Genomic DNA, 19,546 nt, shown 5'->3' with positions numbered 1-19,546 from the left:
AGAATTCTGCTGATTTATGGTAAAATAAGGTCTATATATGTGAGGACAAAGAGATGATTAATCGAGTAACAGACAACAAATTTAAACTAGTATCCAAATACCAACCGTCTGGGGACCAACCGCAGGCCATTGAACAGTTGGTGGATAACATCGAAGGTGGCGAAAAGGCCCAAATCTTGATGGGGGCAACTGGTACGGGGAAGACCTATACTATGAGTCAGGTCATTGCCCAGGTCAATAAGCCGACCCTGGTCATCGCCCACAATAAAACGCTAGCGGGCCAGCTCTATGGGGAGTTCAAGGAATTTTTCCCTGAAAATGCCGTCGAGTATTTCGTCTCCTACTACGATTACTACCAGCCAGAAGCTTATGTACCATCGAGCGATACCTATATCGAAAAGGATAGTTCGGTCAATGATGAGATTGACAAGCTTCGTCACTCCGCAACCTCCGCTCTTTTAGAACGCAATGACGTCATTGTCGTCGCGTCTGTTTCCTGTATTTATGGGTTGGGTTCGCCTAAGGAATACTCAGATAGCGTAGTGAGCCTGCGTCCAGGTCTGGAGATTTCTCGTGATAAACTGCTGAATGACTTGGTGGATATCCAGTTTGAGCGCAATGACATCGACTTTCAACGGGGGAAATTCCGTGTTCGTGGAGATGTGGTTGAGATTTTCCCTGCTTCGCGTGATGAACATGCCTTCCGGGTGGAGTTTTTCGGGGATGAGATTGAACGGATTCGTGAGATTGAAGCTTTGACTGGCCAGGTTCTAGGAGATGTGGATCACTTGGCCATTTTCCCAGCTACTCACTTCGTGACCAATGACGACCATATGGAAGTGGCCATTGCCAAGATTCAGGCGGAACTGGAAGAACAGTTGAAGGTCTTTGAAAAAGAAGGCAAGTTGCTAGAAGCTCAACGTCTAAAACAACGGACCGAGTACGATATTGAAATGCTACGGGAGATGGGCTACACCAATGGGGTCGAAAACTACTCACGCCACATGGATGGCCGGAGTGAAGGAGAGCCTCCCTACACCCTTCTTGATTTCTTCCCAGAAGATTTCCTCATTATGATTGATGAAAGTCACATGACCATGGGACAGATCAAAGGCATGTACAATGGAGACCGGTCGCGAAAGGAGATGCTGGTCAACTATGGCTTCCGTTTACCGTCTGCCTTGGACAACCGACCACTCCGTCGTGAGGAGTTTGAAAGCCATGTCCACCAGATTGTCTATGTGTCTGCGACACCAGGTGACTATGAGATGGAACAAACAGATACTGTCATCGAGCAGATCATTCGTCCGACAGGTCTACTCGATCCCGAGGTGGAAGTGCGTCCGACTATGGGACAAATGGACGACCTCTTGGGTGAGATCAATGCGCGTGTAGAACGTGGAGAGCGGACCTTTGTCACCACCCTGACCAAGAAGATGGCAGAAGACTTGACCGACTACTTCAAGGAAATGGGTGTTAAGGTCAAATACATGCACTCGGACATTAAGACTTTGGAGCGGACGGAAATCATCCGTGATTTGCGTTTGGGCGTTTTTGATGTCTTGGTCGGGATCAACCTTCTTCGCGAAGGAATTGACGTACCAGAGGTAAGTTTGGTTGCTATTCTTGATGCTGACAAGGAAGGTTTCCTCCGTAATGAACGTGGTCTGATCCAGACCATTGGTCGTGCTGCCCGTAATAGTGAGGGTCACGTGATCATGTATGCGGACACCATGACCCAGTCTATGCAAAAAGCCATCGATGAAACAGCCCGTCGTCGGAAAATCCAGATGGCTTATAATGAAGAGCATGGTATTGTGCCACAAACCATCAAGAAGGAAATCCGTGACCTCATCTCTGTTACCAAGGCGGTGGCCAAGGAAGAGGACAAGGAAGTGGATATCACCAGCCTCAACCGCCAAGAGCGCAAGGAACTGGTCAAGAAACTGCAAGGTCAAATGCAAGAAGCTGTCGAAGTGCTTGATTTCGAGCTGGCAGCTCAAATCCGCGATATGATGTTGGAAGTCAAGGCCTTGGATTAGTAGGAGGGAAGAATGAAGATTTTAGTCATCAATGGGCATCCGGATAAGGAAAGTTACTGCCAGGCTATTTATCAAACCATTGTCGAAACGATTGATCCAAATCACCACGAGCTGAAAGTGATCAGTCTCAATGAAGAGGACTTTGATCCTGTTCTTCGCTATGGCTATCGAAAACGGATGGAGGAAGATTCTTTTATTCTTCGTTCCCAAGAATTAATCCAGTGGGCGGATCACCTGATCTTTGTCTATCCCATCTGGTGGAGTAGTATGCCGAGCCTTCTGAAAGGTTGGATTGATCGGGTCTTTACACCGGGGATTGCCTACTCGGCTAATGATCAGGGAAGCTTTATCTGGAATTACCTGAGAGGCAAGCAATTCAAGAAGTTACTCAAAGGGAAAACGGCCAGTATTTACGCGACCTCCATGGCGCCTACTTGGTGGTACAAGATTTTTTCAGGCCCTCTGAACATTCCAGATAGTTATGGCATTTCTGTTTTGAAAAATGCTGTCTTGAACCATTGTGGGATTAAAACCAAGCGTGTCAACATTTTGGGAGAAGTCGGCCGCAATGTGAATACTGCTAGCATGCGGGAACAGCATCTCCAAAAGGTCGCAGCAGAAGTGAAGAAACTTTGATCCTGTCCTTGTCTTTGTTGGACATTTCTAGGCAAGCGGTTGTATTCTTAACGGATGTTTGTTAAAATAGAAATAAAATTTATGGGAAATAGAAGAAATAAATATGTTGCTCTTTATGTATATGATCTATGTCATCTATTCCATTTCACAACTGAAAAAAGAAGGTAAAAGAGTCTCTCTTTTTACGAAGATTGTCGTTTATGGATTATTGGTTTTATCATTGATTAAGATCTATTTCGGCTTAGTAGCACTCATATTTTCCCCTTTACCATTAATTGGCACTATAGTCTCTTTTGCTCTTGGCGGTATGAGATTCGTTCTGAGAATTGTTATAGCTACTGCCTTACTTTTGTTATCGCTCAGTCTATTCTTAGACAGCAAAAAAAGTGATCCGGATACGCCCCTTATAGAACATTGGCTCCGGTTTGGTTATCATATTCTATTGATGTTACTTTAGGAGATCCAGTTTAAACCAATTACTAAGAAAGGGAGATCACCATGAGAAAGTATCGGCACCTGTTTCGGATCTTGTATCTGATTTTGTTGCTTTTTGTTTTTGTCAACTTACTTTTGGGCTTCTATGGATACGCCTTTACGCCGCTCCTGTGGAATCCGTGGTTGTATCTAGGTGCAGTGACGGTTTTTTGTCACATCTGGTATCGCTTCTATCGAAATCATGCTCCAAATTGGCAGAATCTTGTTAGTGTTCTTTTGAGTCTCTTTGCTATGGCGATTCTGGTATTTTTCATTGAGTTGTTCTTTAGCTTCGATGGCCACGATTTGGTAACAATTCACTCGGAATATTATATAAAGGAGAAAACAATTGTCTTTCAGAGAGGCTCTCTTTTGGATGCTTATGATGAATACCATGAGCTGGTAAATCCCTTTGTGATGAAAAAAAAGATAAAGAAAAAAGTTTATATTGATTAATTGTCAATATCATAGAAAGGAAATATATGTCACGCGAAACATCTACCATTTTAACAAATCTATGTCTGATCGAAGACTGTACAACGAATAAAGTAGTCCTCCAATACCGGTCACCAGAGCGTTACAAGAAATGGTCTGGCTATGCCTTTCCTGGAGGCCATATCGAAGAAGGAGAAAGTATTGCTGAATCCGTCATTCGTGAAGTCTACGAAGAGACAGGACTGACAATTGCAGATCCAAAACTGGTCGCAGTTAAAGACTGGGAGCCAGATGAGGGAGGCCGCTATATTGTCTTTTGCTACAAAGCGACAGAATTTACAGGCCAGCTCAGATCGTCTGAAGAAGGAGAAGTTTCTTGGGTTGAGAAGGATAACTTAGAACAGTTGGACTTGTCCTACGACATGCTTCCTCTGCTGGAAGTGATGGAAGACCCGGACTTGTCTGAGTTTTATTATCGCAAACGGACAGACGATGATTGGGAAAAATTAAGATTTTAAGTAAAGGGGCTAGAGGTATCTAGTTCTTTTTTCATCTTTAAAGATAAAATGTTGCCTAAAGCATTGAGAATGTTCCATTCGTGCTTGAATCTGCTTTTAAAAAGTACTATAGTATAAGCATAAAATACAATTGTAATCTTTCATACTGTGAATAGAAAGAAGGCAAGATATGAAATTACAATTTAGAATCCTTATAGGAATTTGCTTCTTGATCGGTGCCTTAGTCTTTGCCTTTCAAAAGGAATGGTTATACGCTTTGCTGTTGCTTTTAGTTGGGGCTTCCTACCTTTATAAAGGAGTGCGTCGATGAAGACTGAGTGTTTAAACATTAAGGGGCTAAATGTTTGGTATAAAAAAGACAAGCCCGTTATAAAAGACACGAATTTGCTGGTACCTAATCATTCTGTAGTAGGGTTGATTGGTCGAAATGGAGCTGGGAAGACAACCTTGCTAAAAGCTTTAAGTAGTGTCTTTGATCATCGGCAGTATGCAGTTGAGACTGTTACCATAGAAGATAAGGCGACCTCTTTTCATACGAATTTCTATAAGAGCCGTACCTATACAGTTTTTACTGAAAACAATAGTTTTTTAAACTGGGATTTTGTTCATTATTTTAATTTTGTCTGTCGTTTGTATCATCGAAAGAGAGATGAAAAGGTATTGCAGGACCTGATCTCAGGTTTTCATTTTGAAGAATTTCTCAACACTGATATCGGTAGTTTGTCAACGGGAAATAAGAAGAAAGTCTTCTTGATCACAGCTTTCTATCTCAAACCTCCCCTCCTTATTTTGGACGAACCATTTGATGGCCTTGATTTTGATGCGACAGAATTTCTATATGGTTTGCTATTGCAGTATAAAGAAGAAGGATCTATTCTGATGAGTTCGCATATCGCAGAGAGTATCGTTCGAGTCTGTGATACAGCTTATTCTATTGAAGATGGTCACCTAGACGCGATCGAATCGAATTTAGAAGATTGGTTTCATGACGTCAATCGTCAGAGGGGGTAGAGCATGCTACTAGCAATTTTTAGGGATTTGGTATCCAAAAATCGGCTCTTCTTGTTCTTGACTTCCTTAGCCTTTGCTCTTTATTACCATCTTGTTGGGGCCAAATTTTCTACGAGCTTTCAAGTCTTATTGATCAGTACGGCTATTGTCACTGCTCTATCAACCTTCCAATTGCTCTATTCCTACTTTTCGATGAACAGGGTCCAGGCTTATTACCAGCTTCCTTTGTCTCTCACTCGTTTCAAAGGTTCTTTTCTGACGGTAACCTTTCTTCTCAATTTGTTAGAGCGCGTGCTGTTATTGATCCTTTTTTTGGGAGTCAAGTTAGACCTGCCACAATCCTTTAAACTTGTCCTCCTATCTTTACTGGTGGTATTTTGTGTTTTTTATGTCTTTATCCAGTTCAATACACGGTCCAGTTTTCTAGGAGGGGTGCTCATTTTTGTAACGACTGCTCTTACAGTCTCTTCTTTATGGGTCCAACAAGTGTCCTATATGATCTTACTGTCAGCCCTCCTTGCTGTCTTAATTTTTAAAAATGAGGACCTGGTCGCGATTTCAAAAAATGATCAGTTGCTCGTCGCAAAGAGAAGAAGTGGCAATTATTTTTGGATTTCCTTGTTTCAAGAGCGCTATTTTTTCATCAATTTTGTATTTACTCTCATATTCCTCATTCTCATTCTGATACAGGATTATGATGCTCCTTTAAAAATCATCATTCTTTTAACGATGGCTTCTGTCAATACGCCATTAACCACCCTCATTTCCGCGGATAAAGATTTGATTGATCATGTTAAGTCCCTTCCTAAGAGTCGGTTCTTTTACTTGATGTATTACCGTGTATTGCTGACTTATTTCTTAGCTGTGAATCTATTTGTTGCTCTATTATTAAAAATAGTGGTCATGCCTGACTTGGGGATTCTATTTTTACTAGAAGTCATGATTCTAGCAGTAATGGAAGCTTTTTTGCACTTACTTATTGAAATCTATTTCCCTTTAAGAAAATGGAATTTAAAGAGGGAATGTTGGAAGCACCCACGAAAATACATTGTTCCTAGTATCGTCTTCTTACTTAGTTGGAGTCTCCTTTTCTGTTTCTAAGGAATTGCTCCTTCGCTTGTATCTATACCTTAATTGTAGTATGATAGAGGAGTTGAAAAGATGCTAGAAAAGGTGGCAAGTATATGAAAGATTTTCACTTTGATGCAATTGCTGCATTTGAAAATTACGAAATCGAAAAGATGAGAGATGGCCATGTAGTGGTGACAACCAAGGTCGTTGATTCCTCTCTCAATTATTATGGAAATGCGCATGGAGGCTATCTCTTTACCCTGTGTGACCAAGTCAGTGGTTTGGTCGTGGTTTCTCAGGGGGTCGATGGTGTGACCTTGCAATCCTCCATCAATTACTTGAAAGCAGGACGTCTGGGAGATGTCCTCACGATTCATGGCGAATGTGTCCACAGTGGACGGACGACTCGAGTTGTGGATGTGGATATTACCAATCAAGACGGTGCCAATGTCTGCAAGGCAACCTTTACCATGTTTGTTACGGGAGTGATAGATGAATCCGCACAAGTACGCATTTAAAAACTATATTTTTGATTTTTATGGAACCTTGGTCGACATCGAAACTGATGAGTCGAGTCCAGTCTTATGGGATACCATGGCCCAGATCTACCAATCCTATGGGGCAAGTTACACAGGAGAAGGTCTGCGCCTGCGTTTTAGAGAGTTGGTGCGGCAAGCTGAAGAAGACTTGGCTAAGGAAAAACAAGTTACCTATCCTGAGATTGATCTGACGGTCATTTTTGTGCAATTGTATTTAGAAAGTCATCCTAGTGGAAACAGTGTTGCCCACCTCAAAGAGTGGGGACGTTTGATTGCACGGACCTTCCGTATCCTTTCTCGCAAACGATTGGAGCTTTATCCACACACGAAAGAGGTTTTAGAGGATATGAAAGCTGCCGGTTGCCGGATCTATCTCTTATCCAACGCCCAAGCAGATTTTACCAATCCGGAAATTGATTTGGTTGGTTTGAGAGAATTTTTCCATGCCATTTACTTGTCATCTGATGCAGGTATTCGCAAACCGCAGCCAGAGTTTCTCTTGGAAGTGCTGAAAGAACACCAGTTGAACCCTGAGAAAACGGTCATGGTGGGGAATGACTTTACGACAGATGTCGCTGTCGCCCAAAGTATCGGTATGGAGAGTATCTTGATCAATACCTTCCCATACTCTGATGCTGAACTGCGCGAGAAGAATCAAGCAGGCGTGCGCGTGATTCGGGATATTCAAGAATTGCAAGAAGATTGAAAGATATCATCCATGTAAGGAGGCCGATTTGTCTCCTTTTTATACAGTCAAGCCAGATTTGTCAAATATTCTCATTCATGGTATACTATGAGAGTTAATTTTGCTAAGGAGATTGAAATGAATAACCTACCAAATTGTCCAAAATGTAACTCTGAATACGTCTATGAAGATGGAGTGCTCTTGGTGTGCCCAGAGTGCGCTTATGAGTGGAACCCGGCTGAAGTCGTAGAAGAAGAAGGTGTCGTAGCGGTTGATGCCAACGGAAACAAATTGGCTGATGGCGATACGGTGACCTTGATCAAAGATTTGAAAGTCAAGGGTGCACCAAAGGATTTGAAACAAGGAACGCGCGTGAAAAACATCCGTATCGTAGAAGGCGATCACAACATCGATTGTAAGATTGATGGCTTTGGCGCAATGAAACTCAAATCAGAATTTGTCAAGAAGATTTAAAGATAAGAAGAAGGGCCTAGCCCCTTTTCTTTCAGGAGAATACTATGAAATTCAAACTATTGTTTAGCTATCGTTTTCTATTGTTTATCTTCAGTGTGCTCGGCGTTTATCTGCAACTGACCAAGCATGGTGGCTTTGGTATGATGCTTTATTACACCATTTTGTCTAACATGTTGGTCATGTTCTTCATGGGAGACATGGTCTGGCGCATGCTTCGTAGTCGTTCGACTCAGACTCAGGGCTACCTTCGCATGAAGGGAGCGGTCACCATGGCTATTATGATTACCTTTGTCATCTACCATTTCATGCTGGCGCCTCTTGCCACGCCTGAGAAGTTTTATCGTTTGGAAAACTTCCTTTGTCATTACATCGTTCCTTTGATGTTCTTCTTTGATACCCTAGTGATTGATAAAGCCAAGCAATACCGCAAGCTCGATCCTTTCCTTTGGACCTTGATTCCGCTGGCTTATATGCTGTTTGCCCTTCTCAATGGTTTGGTCCTGAAGTGGCCGATTCCAGGTGCAAAAGATAGTCCTTTTGCTTATTTCTTTATCAATGTCAATAAATACGGCTGGGCTTTTGTTGGCAAATGGGTGGTGATCATCTTTATCGCCTACCTCTTGGCTGGCTATGTCCTCTATGGGATCAAAAATATCAAGCGAAAATAGGCTGTTTTTCAGAAAAAAGCGAACATTATTCAGATGAAAAGTCATGTTTTTAAATTTTTTTGAAAAATGTTGAGTTTTTTCTTGCATGTCATTTTAAACTGTGATATAGTTATCTCAATTAAATAAATCCTTTAATCCTGTCCCGTGAGTCAGGCAAGGAGACTGTGAAAAACAATGGCTAGGAGTATAGGGCGAGACTCTATCCTCTTAGACCATTCATTTGCTGAACCTCCTTGAAAAAGGAGGTTTTTCTTTTACAACTAAGGAGGACTGAATGAAAACCAAAGAAGTCGTTGATGATTTGACGATGAAACGGGCCATTACCCGCATCACCTACGAAATCATTGAACGAAACAAAGATTTAAGCCAGATTGTGCTGGTGGGGATCAAGACGCGCGGTGTTTACATTGCTCGTCGGATCCAAGAACGCCTCTCTCAGCTGGAACAAATTGATGTCCCTGTTGCAGAACTCGATACCAAGCCTTTCCGAGATGATATGAAGGCAACAGAAGATACGACGGTCTTACCAGTTGATATCGCTCATAGAGAAGTCATCTTGATCGATGATGTCCTCTATACAGGTCGCACGATTCGCGCTGCCATTGATAATCTGGTCAGTCACGGTCGTCCTGCTCGAGTAAGTCTTGCGGTTCTAGTCGACCGTGGGCATCGGGAGTTGCCGATTCGTCCAGACTTTGTTGGGAAAAATATCCCGACCAGTAAGTCAGAGGAAATCATTGTCGAGATGGTGGAGCTAGACGGTCAAGACCGAGTCCTCATCAAAGAAGCCTAATCAATTTGTAAACTATTTGCATTCACATTTTAAAAGGAGAATCAACATGTCTGAAAATCAAATCGCTCTTAAAAACCTTGTCTCAATGGAAACTCTTACCAATGAAGAAGTAATGGCCTTGATCAAACGGGGGATCGAGTTCAAGAATGGAGCGAAAGTTTCCTATGATGACCAACATATCATCTCAAACCTCTTCTTTGAACCTTCTACTCGTACTCACAAAGCCTTTGAAGTCGCTGAATTGAAATTAGGATGTGATTTGCTTGATTTTGATGTCAAGACAAGCTCAGTCAACAAAGGGGAAACGCTTTACGATACGATCTTGACCATGTCAGCTCTTGGGGTCGATGTCTGTGTTATTCGTCACCCTGAAGTGGACTACTATAAAGAATTGGTGGAAAGCCCAACGATTACAGCCTCTATTGTCAATGGGGGGGACGGATCTGGTCAACACCCAAGTCAAAGCTTGCTTGATTTAATGACTATCTATCAAGAATTTGGTCACTTTGATGGCTTGAAAGTTTGTATCGCAGGGGACTTGGATCATTCCCGTGTAGCAAAATCCAATATGCAAATTTTGAAACGTTTGGGTGCGACCCTCTATTTTGCAGGTCCAGACGAATGGAGAAGTGCAGAATTTGAAGATTATGGAAAATTTGTGACGATCGATGAGGTGATTGACCAAGTTGATGTGATGATGTTTTTGCGTGTGCAACACGAGCGTCATGATTACGAATCACTCTTCTCTAAAGAAAACTACCACCGTCTTCATGGCTTGACACAAGAACGCTATGATCGTATGAAAGATACAGCGATCTTGATGCACCCAGCACCAGTAAACCGTGACGTTGAAATAGCAGACCACTTGGTAGAAGCTCCTAAATCTCGCATCGTAGAACAAATGACCAATGGTGTCTTTGTCCGTATGGCCATCATTGAAGCCGTCCTTAAAGGTCGCGGAGCAAAATAAGATAACTGACGATTCATTGAAAGGAAAGAAAGAGGACAGAGTAGACAGCTACATGGAATCTGACTTTCCTTTTTTTGCAGATCTATGATAGAATGGGAATAGTTGAAAAAGATGGGAGGGGTTCAATGAAACGATTATTGGTCCTAGAGGATGGGACTGTATTCGAAGGAGAAGCCTTTGGTGCAGACCTATATGTGACTGGTGAGTTGGTCTTTACTACAGCCATGACAGGTTATCAAGAATTGCTCACGGATCAGGCTTTTAGTGGCCAGATTCTCTCCTTTACCTTCCCGGTTATTGGCGCAGCAGGGATCAATCGGGATGATTCTGAATCCATTACACCCACTTGTTTAGCAGTGGTGGTTCAGCATTTAGTGGAGATGCCGAGCAATTGGCGGCAACAGATGACCTTGGATGAATTCTTGAAGCGAAAAAAAATCCCTGGGATTGTAGGGATTGATACGCGCCAGGTGGCAAGAATTGTCCGCAAGTATGGACGGATGAAGGCGACTGTCATTAACAAGGGAGATTCGATCGAGCATATCTTGGATCAGTTGCGAGCGACAGTCCTTCCAAAAGACCAAGTGCGTCAAGTCTCGACCAAAACGGCCTATGCTGTACCTGGATTTGGAAAGAGTATTGCCTTGATTGATCTAGGGGTCAAGCACTCTGTCTTACGCCAGCTGAGTCAAAGGGACTGTAATGTGACAGTCTATCCCTATGATATCTCTTATGATGAACTGATGGAGCAGCAACCAGACGGGGTTATTTTATCCAGTGGGCCAGGCGATCCCCATCAGGTAAAAAAACTCTGCCGCTTGATCAAAAAGCTCAATGGTCAGATTCCGATCTGGGGTATGGGCTTGGGAGCTCAATTGTTGGCACAAGCTTACGGGGCTGAGCTGGCCCCTATGGAAGTCGGACATTTCGGCTTGAACATACCTGTGCGTGAAATTGCGACAGGAAAAATCGAGATAACCAGTCAAAATCACTTGTATAGTATAGCGAGGGACAGTCTGCCCCATGATTTATTGGTCACACATGAAAATGTCAATGACCATAGTATTGAAGCTTTTCGTCATCGTTACCAACCAATTTTAGGAGTTCAATTCCAAGTAGATGCTAGTCCAGGTCCAAGAGAGAATCTCTATTTTTACGATGAATTTTTAGAGTTGATTGATGCCAAAATTCACGAAAGTAGAAGGGAGAAGGAATGATGAAACAAAACCAGAAATTGCTTCTCCTGTGTGGAGATTCTTATCAGGATATTAGCCTTTTAGCTGCGGTAAATGAAGCACAAAAACTCAACGCCAAGGATAGGAATGCTCTTGTCCTTTATCTGGGCGAAGAAAATGCTATTACCCAAGAAGCTGCAGATATAGTTGTAGCCTGTAAGCTCAAGCTGGATGCTCTTAGGATGACTCTTCTTTCTTATACTGGATCTCGCTTGCTCCTAGCTTTTGCGGATAAACAGATTTTGAATCTCTTGTTTCGATTGGAAGAAACTGGTTTTTTCAAAGAAGTATCGATTACGATTGTCGGACCTAGCCTCCAACGCTACCGGAACTTTTATCAGCAGGCAGATCAACGACGTCTCTTTCAAGAGCTGGGCTATCAGGTACCGGCTTCAGCACTGATTGGTTCGGTTCGAGAAGCTATCGAGTTTTCTGAAGGCATTCAATTTCCTATTATGATCTGGCCAGTAGCGAGTAAGCAAGGGCAAGGGCGAAAGATCGCTCATAACCTGGATGACTTGTGCGAAGCTGTAGAAATGGGACTTGCGGTCTCTCCAAGTCAGCAGTGTTTGCTGGAGTTTTCGACTTATGGCTTTAAGGAACTGGATTTTGTAGTCATGCGGGATCGTGAAGACAATCACTACTTGGCGGCCTCTATTGAAAGCATTGATCCTGTTGGGATCCACTCTAGTGACTCTTACCAATTTATGCCAGCAGTCACCCTGACTGACCGGGAGTTTCAAAATCTTCGTGAAGCAGCGATCCACATCAGTCGCTATTTGAAGCTAACAGGAGCCATCTCCATTAAGTTTGCCTTGGATCCGACGAGCTACGCTTTTTATATCTTAGAGGTTAATCCATTTGCTTCAGATAGTATCTCGATGGCCTCGATGGGCTTGGGCTATTCCTTGTTTGAGCAAGGCGTGCAGTTGCAATTGGGTCGTTCTCTCGAGCATTTGCCTCACCCCTTATTAAAGGATCTAAAGGCCGTTTACGAACCGAGTTTGGACTATATATTCTTTAAGATCCCGATTTTTTCGGATGCTGCTAAAAATGCCCGTCTCAATACCCAAATTCACTCTTATGGGGCAGTTTATGGATTTGGAAAGAGAATAGACGAAGCTTACCAACAAGCCCTAGAAACCCTTAAAGATAAGAACTTGCTGACGATTTTTCCTGAGGAAATGAGCGATGATGAATTAATTCAGAAAATTGCTCGTCATATGCCCCATCGGCTCTTCTATATCTTAGAAGCTTTGAAACGTGGTTTTGAGTTTGAAGAACTCTTGGATTTGAGTAAATTAGCACCTGTTTATTTGCAGGTCTTGGCCAATCTAGTGGAGTTAGAAAAAGGAGTAGAGGCTGATACAAGTCCAGCATTTCTTCCGGTTGAGCCATCAGCTGGCTTATATGAGGTCAAAGCGGGAGCAGCCTATTATCTGACCCATAACGGGACCAATGAATCATTCGGTTTGAATGCTGCTTGTGTCTTGGTGGATGATCTAGAAATCCGCGATGAGCGTTTTTACCAAAAGGTGCGAAAGCAGGTGAAAGAAAAAGGACAACAGGTGATCTTACTCACCAATCGTCCTTTTACAGAATCTTTGGCAGATAAAGTCTATTATCTCCCTATCAATGAGACAAGTCTTAAACTGATTCAGACCATTGATCAGGTCAAAGATATTATTAAGCTTTCTACAATACAATAAAGGATCCGGACAATCTATCCGAATCCTTTTTGTTACTTATTTTTTGGTCACAATACCGATAATGGTATCAACAGCGCGTTCCATGGTTTGGAGGCTAACGTATTCAAAGCGACCGTGCATATTTTCGCCACCGGCAAAGATGTTTGGTGTAGGAATCCCCATAAAGGAAATTTTAGACCCATCTGTACCACCGCGGATTGGTTCAATGATTGGCGTGATTCCAAGATCTTCCATGACTTCCTGAGCAAGGGTAATCGGCGTCATATCTTTTTCAATCACTTGCTTCATGTTGTAGTATTGATCTTTGAGGGTAAGGAGAACGCGTTCGCTACCAAGTTTAGCATTCATCTGATCGGCAATAGCTTGCATGAGGTCTTTGCGTTTCTCAAAGCTTTCAGTTTCAAAGTCCCGAATGATGTAACTGGCACTTGCTTCCTCAACAGTTCCTTCAATGTTCATCAAGTGGTAGAAGCCTTCATAGCCTTCGGTTAATTCAGGACGTGCTCCTTCAGGTAGTTTGTTATGGAAATCAATGGCCAATTGAAGGGCGTTGATCATTTGACCTTTGGCTGTACCTGGGTGGACATTGCGTCCTTTGAAGGTGATTTCAGCTCCAGCTGCTGAGAAGGTTTCGTATTGAAGCTCCCCAAGAGGACCGCCATCAACCGTATAGGCGAAGTCTACATCAAAATCTTCTGCATCAAATTGATCTGCTCCGACGCCGATTTCTTCATCTGGACCAAAGCCGACACGGATCTCCCCGTGTTTGATTTCAGGATGCGCTGTCAGATATTCGATAGCCGTCATAATTTCAGCTATACCAGATTTATCATCTGCTCCCAGAAGAGTAGTACCGTCCGTCGTGATCAAGGTTTGTCCCTTGTAGTTGTTCAAATGAGCAAAATCAGCTGGATCCAGTGTGAAACCAGAATCCCCTAGAGCAATCACACCCCCATCGTAATTCTCAACGATTTGAGGATTGACATTTTCAGCATTGAAGTCAGCGGTGTCCATGTGAGAGATAAAGCCAATCTTGCGTGTAAAGCTTGGATCGTTAGCTGGAAGTGTCCCAATGGCATAGCCGTTTGGCAAATAGTAGACGTTTTGAAGACCCACGCGTTTCATCTCAGGGATCAAGACCTTGGTTGCAAAATCAATTTGTGATTGGGTACTTGGAGTGGTGGTTGAATTTTCGTCTGAACGTGTATTGACCTTTACATAGGTAAGAAAACGGTCCAACAGATTTGCGTATTTCATAATCATTCTCCTTTTTCAGTTTCAATTAATTTGTGAATAGCATGGGCCACGCCATCCTCATCATTAGTCAAGGTGATGAAGTCTGCGACTTCCTTGACAGCAGTATTGCCGTTGCCCATAGCGACGCTATAGCCAGCAAAACGAAGCATTTCTAAATCATTATTGGCATCACCAAGTGCCATGACTTGCTCTCTCCTGTAGCCCAATTTCTGGCTCAAGGCTTGAAGAGCAGAAGCCTTGCTAGCACCTTTTGGCAGTACTTCAAATAAGATGTCCTGCGAGCGAACGGTGTTAAAGTCCATCTCTAATCCAGCCTCGTTCTGAGCTTGGAAAGCATCAATAGCCGTAGGTTCCCCCACATACATAGCTTGAAAAATCGGCAAATATTGGCTGAGATCCTTCTCATGAACTGTTTTAGGTTGATTGTGGACCATGTCAGCATCTTTTGCGACCAATTGACTTGCTTCCTCCTCAACGACCAGATAATGATCCAGATCAAACAAGGTAAGCTGAACCTTATGGTCTTCAGTCAACTGGTAGAGGCGGTGCATATCGTCTAAGGACAGTTCTTCCTTACCGATAATCTCCCAATTTTTTGTAGATACAGTGGTACAACCATTATTGATGATCATGTAATAGTCGCCCTCAGGGAGACCAATTGCTTCAAAAATAGGACGCACTCCAGATAAGGGACGGCCCGTACAGATCACAATGTCATAACCGGCTTGATGGGCTAGGTGAAGCGCTTCAATATTGGCTCTTGAAAGGGACTTGTCTTCATGTAGAAGAGTCCCATCTAAGTCAATCGCGATTAATTTTATCATTTGATCTCCTCCAAATCTAGCGGAATAAAGCCATCGATGACTTTTCCAATCACTCCAGGTTCCTCATCCAGCGGAATGATCTGATCACTATATTTCTTATTGAGGGAAACCAGTCGAATACCGTTAGCCTCACGAAAAACACGTTTAATCAAGGTCTGCCCATCAAAGTCAATGGCATAAATAGCCCCTGCCTGATCATAGTAAGTCTGCTTGATTAAAACAACGGCCCCTTTTTCATACTTAGGCTCTAGGGAATCCGTATGGATCCAAAAAGCTAAATCATGGGGGATTTTTTGATCAAACCAGACAGTGTCTGCTTGTTTTTGATGTTGATAGCTTGCAAAAGAATCATAGACAGTATACGGGTAGTATTGTTTTTCAATTTTTTGTCTTTCTTTTTGGTGCGTCAACAACCCTTTTCCATAGGAAAGGAACTTATCTTGATTGTCTTGATCCAGTTGTTTGTATAATCTCTCAATTTCCGAATCGATAGCAATAAAATCCTTGCGCAAACGGGGATCGATTTCAGAAACGGAGACCTGGAAAAAGCTCGCAATCTTCTCTAAATTTTCAGTAATTGGAAGAGAAGTACCTTTGACATATCCCGTCAAGGTACTAGCAGGAATTCCAGTAATACGAGATAATTCGATCTGTTTCTTTCCTTGTTCTTTCAGTAATTCTCGGATTTTTTCCGATATAATCCGTATTGCCTCTTTGTCTTGAGGACTTGCTTTTCCTCGACCTCTAGCCAAGCTACTCACCTCCTTGTATTTACAGATTCTATTATAATGAATTAAATCGAAAAAGTAAATAGAAAGTCTTGAAAAATATGAAATAAGTAGATCTGAAATAAATCGTATTTTAATTTACTCCGAACCAATCACTATCCCTTCCACTAGCGGTCTAATTTGACGAAAATAGTGAATTTAAGGTAGGCAAAGGACGCTCTTTTTTGTTATAATGAAGAGACAATTAATTTTACTAGGAAGATGATTATGCCAAATTTTGAAGAACTAAAGAAACGACAAGAGAAGATTCGGAACTTCTCGATCATCGCTCATATTGACCACGGAAAGTCAACCTTGGCCGATCGAATCTTAGAAAAAACCGAAACCGTGTCTAGTCGGGAGATGCAAGCACAACTCCTAGATAGCATGGACCTGGAACGGGAACGTGGGATTACCATTAAGCTGAATGCTATCGAGTTGAACTACACCGCTAAAGATGGGGAAACCTATATCTTCCACTTGATCGACACACCGGGACACGTTGACTTTACCTATGAAGTTTCTCGCTCACTTGCTGCCTGTGAGGGGGCGATTCTCGTAGTGGATGCGGCTCAAGGAATTGAAGCGCAGACCCTGGCCAATGTCTACTTAGCGCTGGATAATGATTTGGAAATCCTTCCAGTCATCAATAAAATTGACTTGCCAGCTGCCGATCCAGAGCATGTACGCACAGAGATTGAGGATGTGATTGGGTTAGATGCTAGTGAAGCAGTTCTAGCTTCTGCCAAGGCTGGTATTGGGATTGAAGAGATTTTGGAGCAGATCGTTGAGAAAGTTCCAGCACCGACGGGTGATGTTGAAGCGCCCCTTCAAGCCTTAATCTTTGACTCGGTTTATGATGCCTATCGTGGAGTGATCCTTCAAGTACGAGTGGTCAATGGTATGGTCAAACCGGGTGATACCATCCAACTTATGAGTAACGGTAAGACTTTTGATGTGACAGAGGTCGGAATTTTTACGCCAAAAGCGGTTAACCGTGATTTCCTTGCGACGGGTGATGTTGGCTATATTGCTGCCTCAATCAAGACAGTAGTAGATACTCGTGTTGGAGACACCGTCACCTTGGCGGCCAATCCAGCAAGTGAGCCTCTTCATGGCTACAAGCAAATGAATCCAATGGTCTTTGCTGGTCTCTATCCAATCGAATCCAATAAATACAACGATCTTCGGGAAGCTTTGGAAAAATTGCAATTGAATGACGCCAGTCTTCAATTTGAACCTGAAACTTCTCAAGCCCTTGGTTTTGGTTTCCGTTGTGGTTTCTTGGGACTCCTTCATATGGATGTGATCCAAGAACGCTTGGAGCGTGAGTTCAACATTGACTTGATCATGACGGCACCGTCTGTTATCTACAAGGTTAATTTGACTGATGGCGAAGCGCTAGATGTGTCCAACCCGTCTGAGTTCCCAGATCCAACCAAGATCGCTTCGATCGAAGAACCTTATGTCAAGGCTCAAATCATGGTGCCACAAGAGTTTGTTGGAGCTGTGATGGAATTGGCCCAACGCAAACGTGGGGACTTTGTGACCATGGACTATATTGATGAAAATCGGGTTAATGTCATCTATCAAATCCCACTGGCGGAAATTGTCTTTGATTTCTTTGATAAATTGAAATCCTCTACTCGTGGCTATGCAAGCTTTGACTATGAATTGTCTGAGTACCGTCCATCTAAATTGGTCAAAATGGATATCCTTCTCAATGGCGATACGGTCGATGCCCTCAGCTTTATCGTCCACAAGGACTTTGCCTATGAACGTGGGAAGTTGATTGTTGAGAAACTCAAGAAGATTATCCCTCGTCAACAGTTTGAAGTGCCCATCCAAGCAGCCATCGGTCATAAGATCGTGGCCCGTACGGATATTAAGGCCCTTCGCAAGAACGTCTTAGCTAAGTGTTATGGTGGGGACGTCTCACGGAAACGCAAGCTTCTTGAAAAACAAAAAGCCGGTAAGAAACGGATGAAGGCCATTGGTTCGGTAGAAGTACCACAAGAAGCCTTCTTGTCAGTATTATCAATGGATGAAGAATAATCGTTCTGATATTTTCTTGATTCATTCTACAAAATGAGGACTCATTTTTTTGAGGCACTTTAACTATTCTACTTTAAAAATGCTCGTCTACTTTATGAGATAGATCGCTCGATCTATCTTTTTTTACTGTCTTTATGGTATAATCTTTCTATTGTTTAAAAGAGGAAATAGAGGATGTCTCAAGAAATTGATATTGAAAAATACCATCAGTTAGCGCTCCAAAAGCAAAAGGAGCACCGCAAGGTATTGGCGAATCTCAAGAAGAAGCCACCTAAGAATTTAGATAAAATTGCTCAAGAAATTCATGACGAGGTTTTCCAAGAAATCGATTGTACAGCTTGTGCCAACTGCTGTAAGACCCTAGGTCCTGATTTTAAGGAAGCGGATATCACGCGCATCGCCAAATATTTCAAGATGAAACTTCCGGCATTTGAGGCAGAATTTCTTCAAGTGGATGAAGATGGGGATAAGGTTTTTAAGTCCATGCCTTGTCCTTTTCTTGGTGGAGATAATCTTTGCTCCATCTATGACGTGCGTCCCAAAGCTTGTCGAGAATTTCCCCATACTGATCGCAAGAAGATCTACCAGATCAATCACTTGACCATTAAAAACACCCTGACTTGCCCTGCCGCCTATTTATTTGTTGAAAAATTGAAGGAGCGCTTGTAATGGCTTATACATTTTTACTATTTGATTTAGACCATACCTTGTTGGATTTTGAATCTGCTGAAGAAACTGCCTTGACGCAGATGTTAGAAGACATGAATTTTCCAGATGTAGAGGCCTTTAAAGATTACTACAAACCCATGAACCAAGGCCTCTGGAAGGATTTGGAGCAAAAGAAGATCACCAAGCAAGAACTAGTCGATAGTCGATTTGCGATCGGCTTTGCCCACTTTGGGATCACTGTAGATGGGGCTGAGATAGCTTTGCGTTACCAAGATTACATCAGCCTTCAGGGGCAATCCTTCCCAGGAGCCGAGGAAATGCTGGCGGAGCTTGTCCAAGTAGGGTACCAGATCTATGGTGCGACCAATGGAGTAACGGCCATTCAAGAAGGGCGCATGGCACATTCTACCATCGCCCCTTATTTTAAAGAGGTTTTTATCTCCGAGCAGCTTCAGACCCAAAAGCCAGATCCAGCCTTCTTTGAAAAAGTTGGACAGCGGATTCCAGGCTTCAGTAAGGATCAAACCCTCATGATCGGAGACTCTCTGTCTGCTGATATCGCGGGTGGCAATGCTGCTGGTATTGATACAGTCTGGTATAATCCAGATCACAAGGAAAATACCAGCCAAGTAGTGCCAACTTATGAAGTAAGCACCTATCAAGAAATCGCCGATTTACTGCTTAATTAAAAAATTTAAATACTGTCAAGTTTTT

Annotated in this window: 20 protein-coding genes; 17 read left to right on the top strand and 3 right to left on the bottom strand. The window is 42.7% G+C overall.

Annotated features, from left to right (window positions below):
• The first annotated feature begins 53 nt into the window (after positions 1-53).
• From uvrB to BTU61_RS09680, 14 genes are all read left to right on the top strand, one after another.
• Complete coding sequence (gene uvrB / locus BTU61_RS09745) at positions 54-2,042, top strand: excinuclease ABC subunit UvrB (protein ID WP_155198901.1); 1,989 nt, start codon at positions 54-56, stop codon at positions 2,040-2,042.
• A gap of 12 nt (positions 2,043-2,054) precedes the next feature.
• On the top strand, positions 2,055-2,678 hold the full coding sequence (locus BTU61_RS09740) for an NAD(P)H-dependent oxidoreductase (protein ID WP_200773360.1): 624 nt from the start codon (positions 2,055-2,057) through the stop codon (positions 2,676-2,678).
• 498 nt (positions 2,679-3,176) lie between these two features.
• Positions 3,177-3,608 (top strand): hypothetical protein, encoded by a 432-nt coding sequence (locus tag BTU61_RS09735; RefSeq protein ID WP_200773359.1) that lies wholly within the window; start codon positions 3,177-3,179, stop codon positions 3,606-3,608.
• 26 nt (positions 3,609-3,634) lie between these two features.
• Positions 3,635-4,105, top strand: coding sequence for an 8-oxo-dGTP diphosphatase (locus BTU61_RS09730; RefSeq protein WP_200773358.1), 471 nt, complete (start codon positions 3,635-3,637; stop codon positions 4,103-4,105).
• 306 nt (positions 4,106-4,411) lie between these two features.
• Complete coding sequence (locus BTU61_RS09725) at positions 4,412-5,116, top strand: ATP-binding cassette domain-containing protein (protein WP_200773357.1); 705 nt, start codon at positions 4,412-4,414, stop codon at positions 5,114-5,116.
• 3 nt (positions 5,117-5,119) lie between these two features.
• Positions 5,120-6,217 (top strand): hypothetical protein, encoded by a 1,098-nt coding sequence (locus BTU61_RS09720; RefSeq protein WP_200773356.1) that lies wholly within the window; start codon positions 5,120-5,122, stop codon positions 6,215-6,217.
• A gap of 83 nt (positions 6,218-6,300) precedes the next feature.
• A complete protein-coding gene (locus tag BTU61_RS09715; RefSeq protein WP_200773355.1) occupies positions 6,301-6,705 on the top strand; it encodes a PaaI family thioesterase in 405 nt (134 codons plus the stop codon).
• The gene (locus BTU61_RS09710; RefSeq protein ID WP_200773354.1) at positions 6,680-7,432 is read left to right on the top strand and encodes an HAD family hydrolase; all 753 of its coding nucleotides are present in this window, start codon (positions 6,680-6,682) and stop codon (positions 7,430-7,432) included. The genes BTU61_RS09715 and BTU61_RS09710 overlap by 26 nt, the downstream gene beginning before the upstream one ends.
• Before the next feature lie 117 nt (positions 7,433-7,549).
• Positions 7,550-7,885, top strand: a complete 336-nt coding sequence (locus BTU61_RS09705; protein ID WP_200773353.1) for a zinc ribbon domain-containing protein YjdM — start codon at positions 7,550-7,552, stop codon at positions 7,883-7,885.
• A gap of 44 nt (positions 7,886-7,929) precedes the next feature.
• Positions 7,930-8,553 (top strand): Pr6Pr family membrane protein, encoded by a 624-nt coding sequence (locus tag BTU61_RS09700; protein WP_200773352.1) that lies wholly within the window; start codon positions 7,930-7,932, stop codon positions 8,551-8,553.
• 274 nt (positions 8,554-8,827) lie between these two features.
• On the top strand, positions 8,828-9,346 hold the full coding sequence (gene pyrR / locus BTU61_RS09695) for a bifunctional pyr operon transcriptional regulator/uracil phosphoribosyltransferase PyrR (protein ID WP_003001719.1): 519 nt from the start codon (positions 8,828-8,830) through the stop codon (positions 9,344-9,346).
• Positions 9,347-9,392: 46 nt separating this feature from the next.
• A complete protein-coding gene (locus tag BTU61_RS09690; RefSeq protein WP_187539951.1) occupies positions 9,393-10,316 on the top strand; it encodes an aspartate carbamoyltransferase catalytic subunit in 924 nt (307 codons plus the stop codon).
• A 125-nt stretch (positions 10,317-10,441) separates the two neighbouring features.
• Positions 10,442-11,533 (top strand): carbamoyl phosphate synthase small subunit, encoded by a 1,092-nt coding sequence (locus BTU61_RS09685; protein ID WP_200773351.1) that lies wholly within the window; start codon positions 10,442-10,444, stop codon positions 11,531-11,533.
• Entirely contained in the window at positions 11,530-13,260 is a 1,731-nt protein-coding gene (locus BTU61_RS09680) for an ATP-binding protein (RefSeq protein WP_200773350.1), read from the top strand. Before BTU61_RS09685 ends, BTU61_RS09680 begins: the two co-directional genes overlap by 4 nt.
• A gap of 36 nt (positions 13,261-13,296) precedes the next feature.
• Here BTU61_RS09680 and pepT read toward each other — a convergent pair whose 3' ends face one another.
• Genes pepT through BTU61_RS09665 form a run of 3 tightly spaced genes read right to left on the bottom strand, consistent with a single transcriptional unit; the run spans position 13,297 to position 16,093 of the window.
• Positions 13,297-14,517, bottom strand: a complete 1,221-nt coding sequence (pepT, locus tag BTU61_RS09675) for a peptidase T (protein ID WP_200773349.1) — start codon at positions 14,515-14,517, stop codon at positions 13,297-13,299.
• Between the two features lie 2 nt (positions 14,518-14,519).
• Complete coding sequence (locus tag BTU61_RS09670) at positions 14,520-15,341, bottom strand: Cof-type HAD-IIB family hydrolase (protein WP_200773348.1); 822 nt, start codon at positions 15,339-15,341, stop codon at positions 14,520-14,522.
• Entirely contained in the window at positions 15,338-16,093 is a 756-nt protein-coding gene (locus tag BTU61_RS09665; protein WP_200773347.1) for a LexA family transcriptional regulator, read from the bottom strand. The genes BTU61_RS09670 and BTU61_RS09665 overlap by 4 nt, the downstream gene beginning before the upstream one ends.
• Before the next feature lie 243 nt (positions 16,094-16,336).
• On the opposite strand from BTU61_RS09665, the gene lepA reads away from it, so the two are divergent.
• From lepA to pynA, 3 genes are all read left to right on the top strand, one after another.
• The gene (gene lepA, locus BTU61_RS09660) at positions 16,337-18,163 is read left to right on the top strand and encodes a translation elongation factor 4 (protein ID WP_200773346.1); all 1,827 of its coding nucleotides are present in this window, start codon (positions 16,337-16,339) and stop codon (positions 18,161-18,163) included.
• A gap of 174 nt (positions 18,164-18,337) precedes the next feature.
• Positions 18,338-18,832, top strand: a complete 495-nt coding sequence (locus BTU61_RS09655; RefSeq protein ID WP_200773345.1) for a YkgJ family cysteine cluster protein — start codon at positions 18,338-18,340, stop codon at positions 18,830-18,832.
• Entirely contained in the window at positions 18,832-19,521 is a 690-nt protein-coding gene (pynA, locus tag BTU61_RS09650) for a pyrimidine 5'-nucleotidase PynA (protein WP_200773344.1), read from the top strand. The genes BTU61_RS09655 and pynA overlap by 1 nt, the downstream gene beginning before the upstream one ends.
• The last annotated feature ends 25 nt before the right edge of the window (positions 19,522-19,546 follow it).

This window comes from Streptococcus lactarius (genome assembly GCF_016642265.1).
GTDB classification, from domain to species: domain Bacteria; phylum Bacillota; class Bacilli; order Lactobacillales; family Streptococcaceae; genus Streptococcus; species Streptococcus lactarius.
The sequence above is the reverse complement of the archived record's forward strand: the minus strand, read 5'-3'. Positions and strand labels throughout refer to the sequence as shown.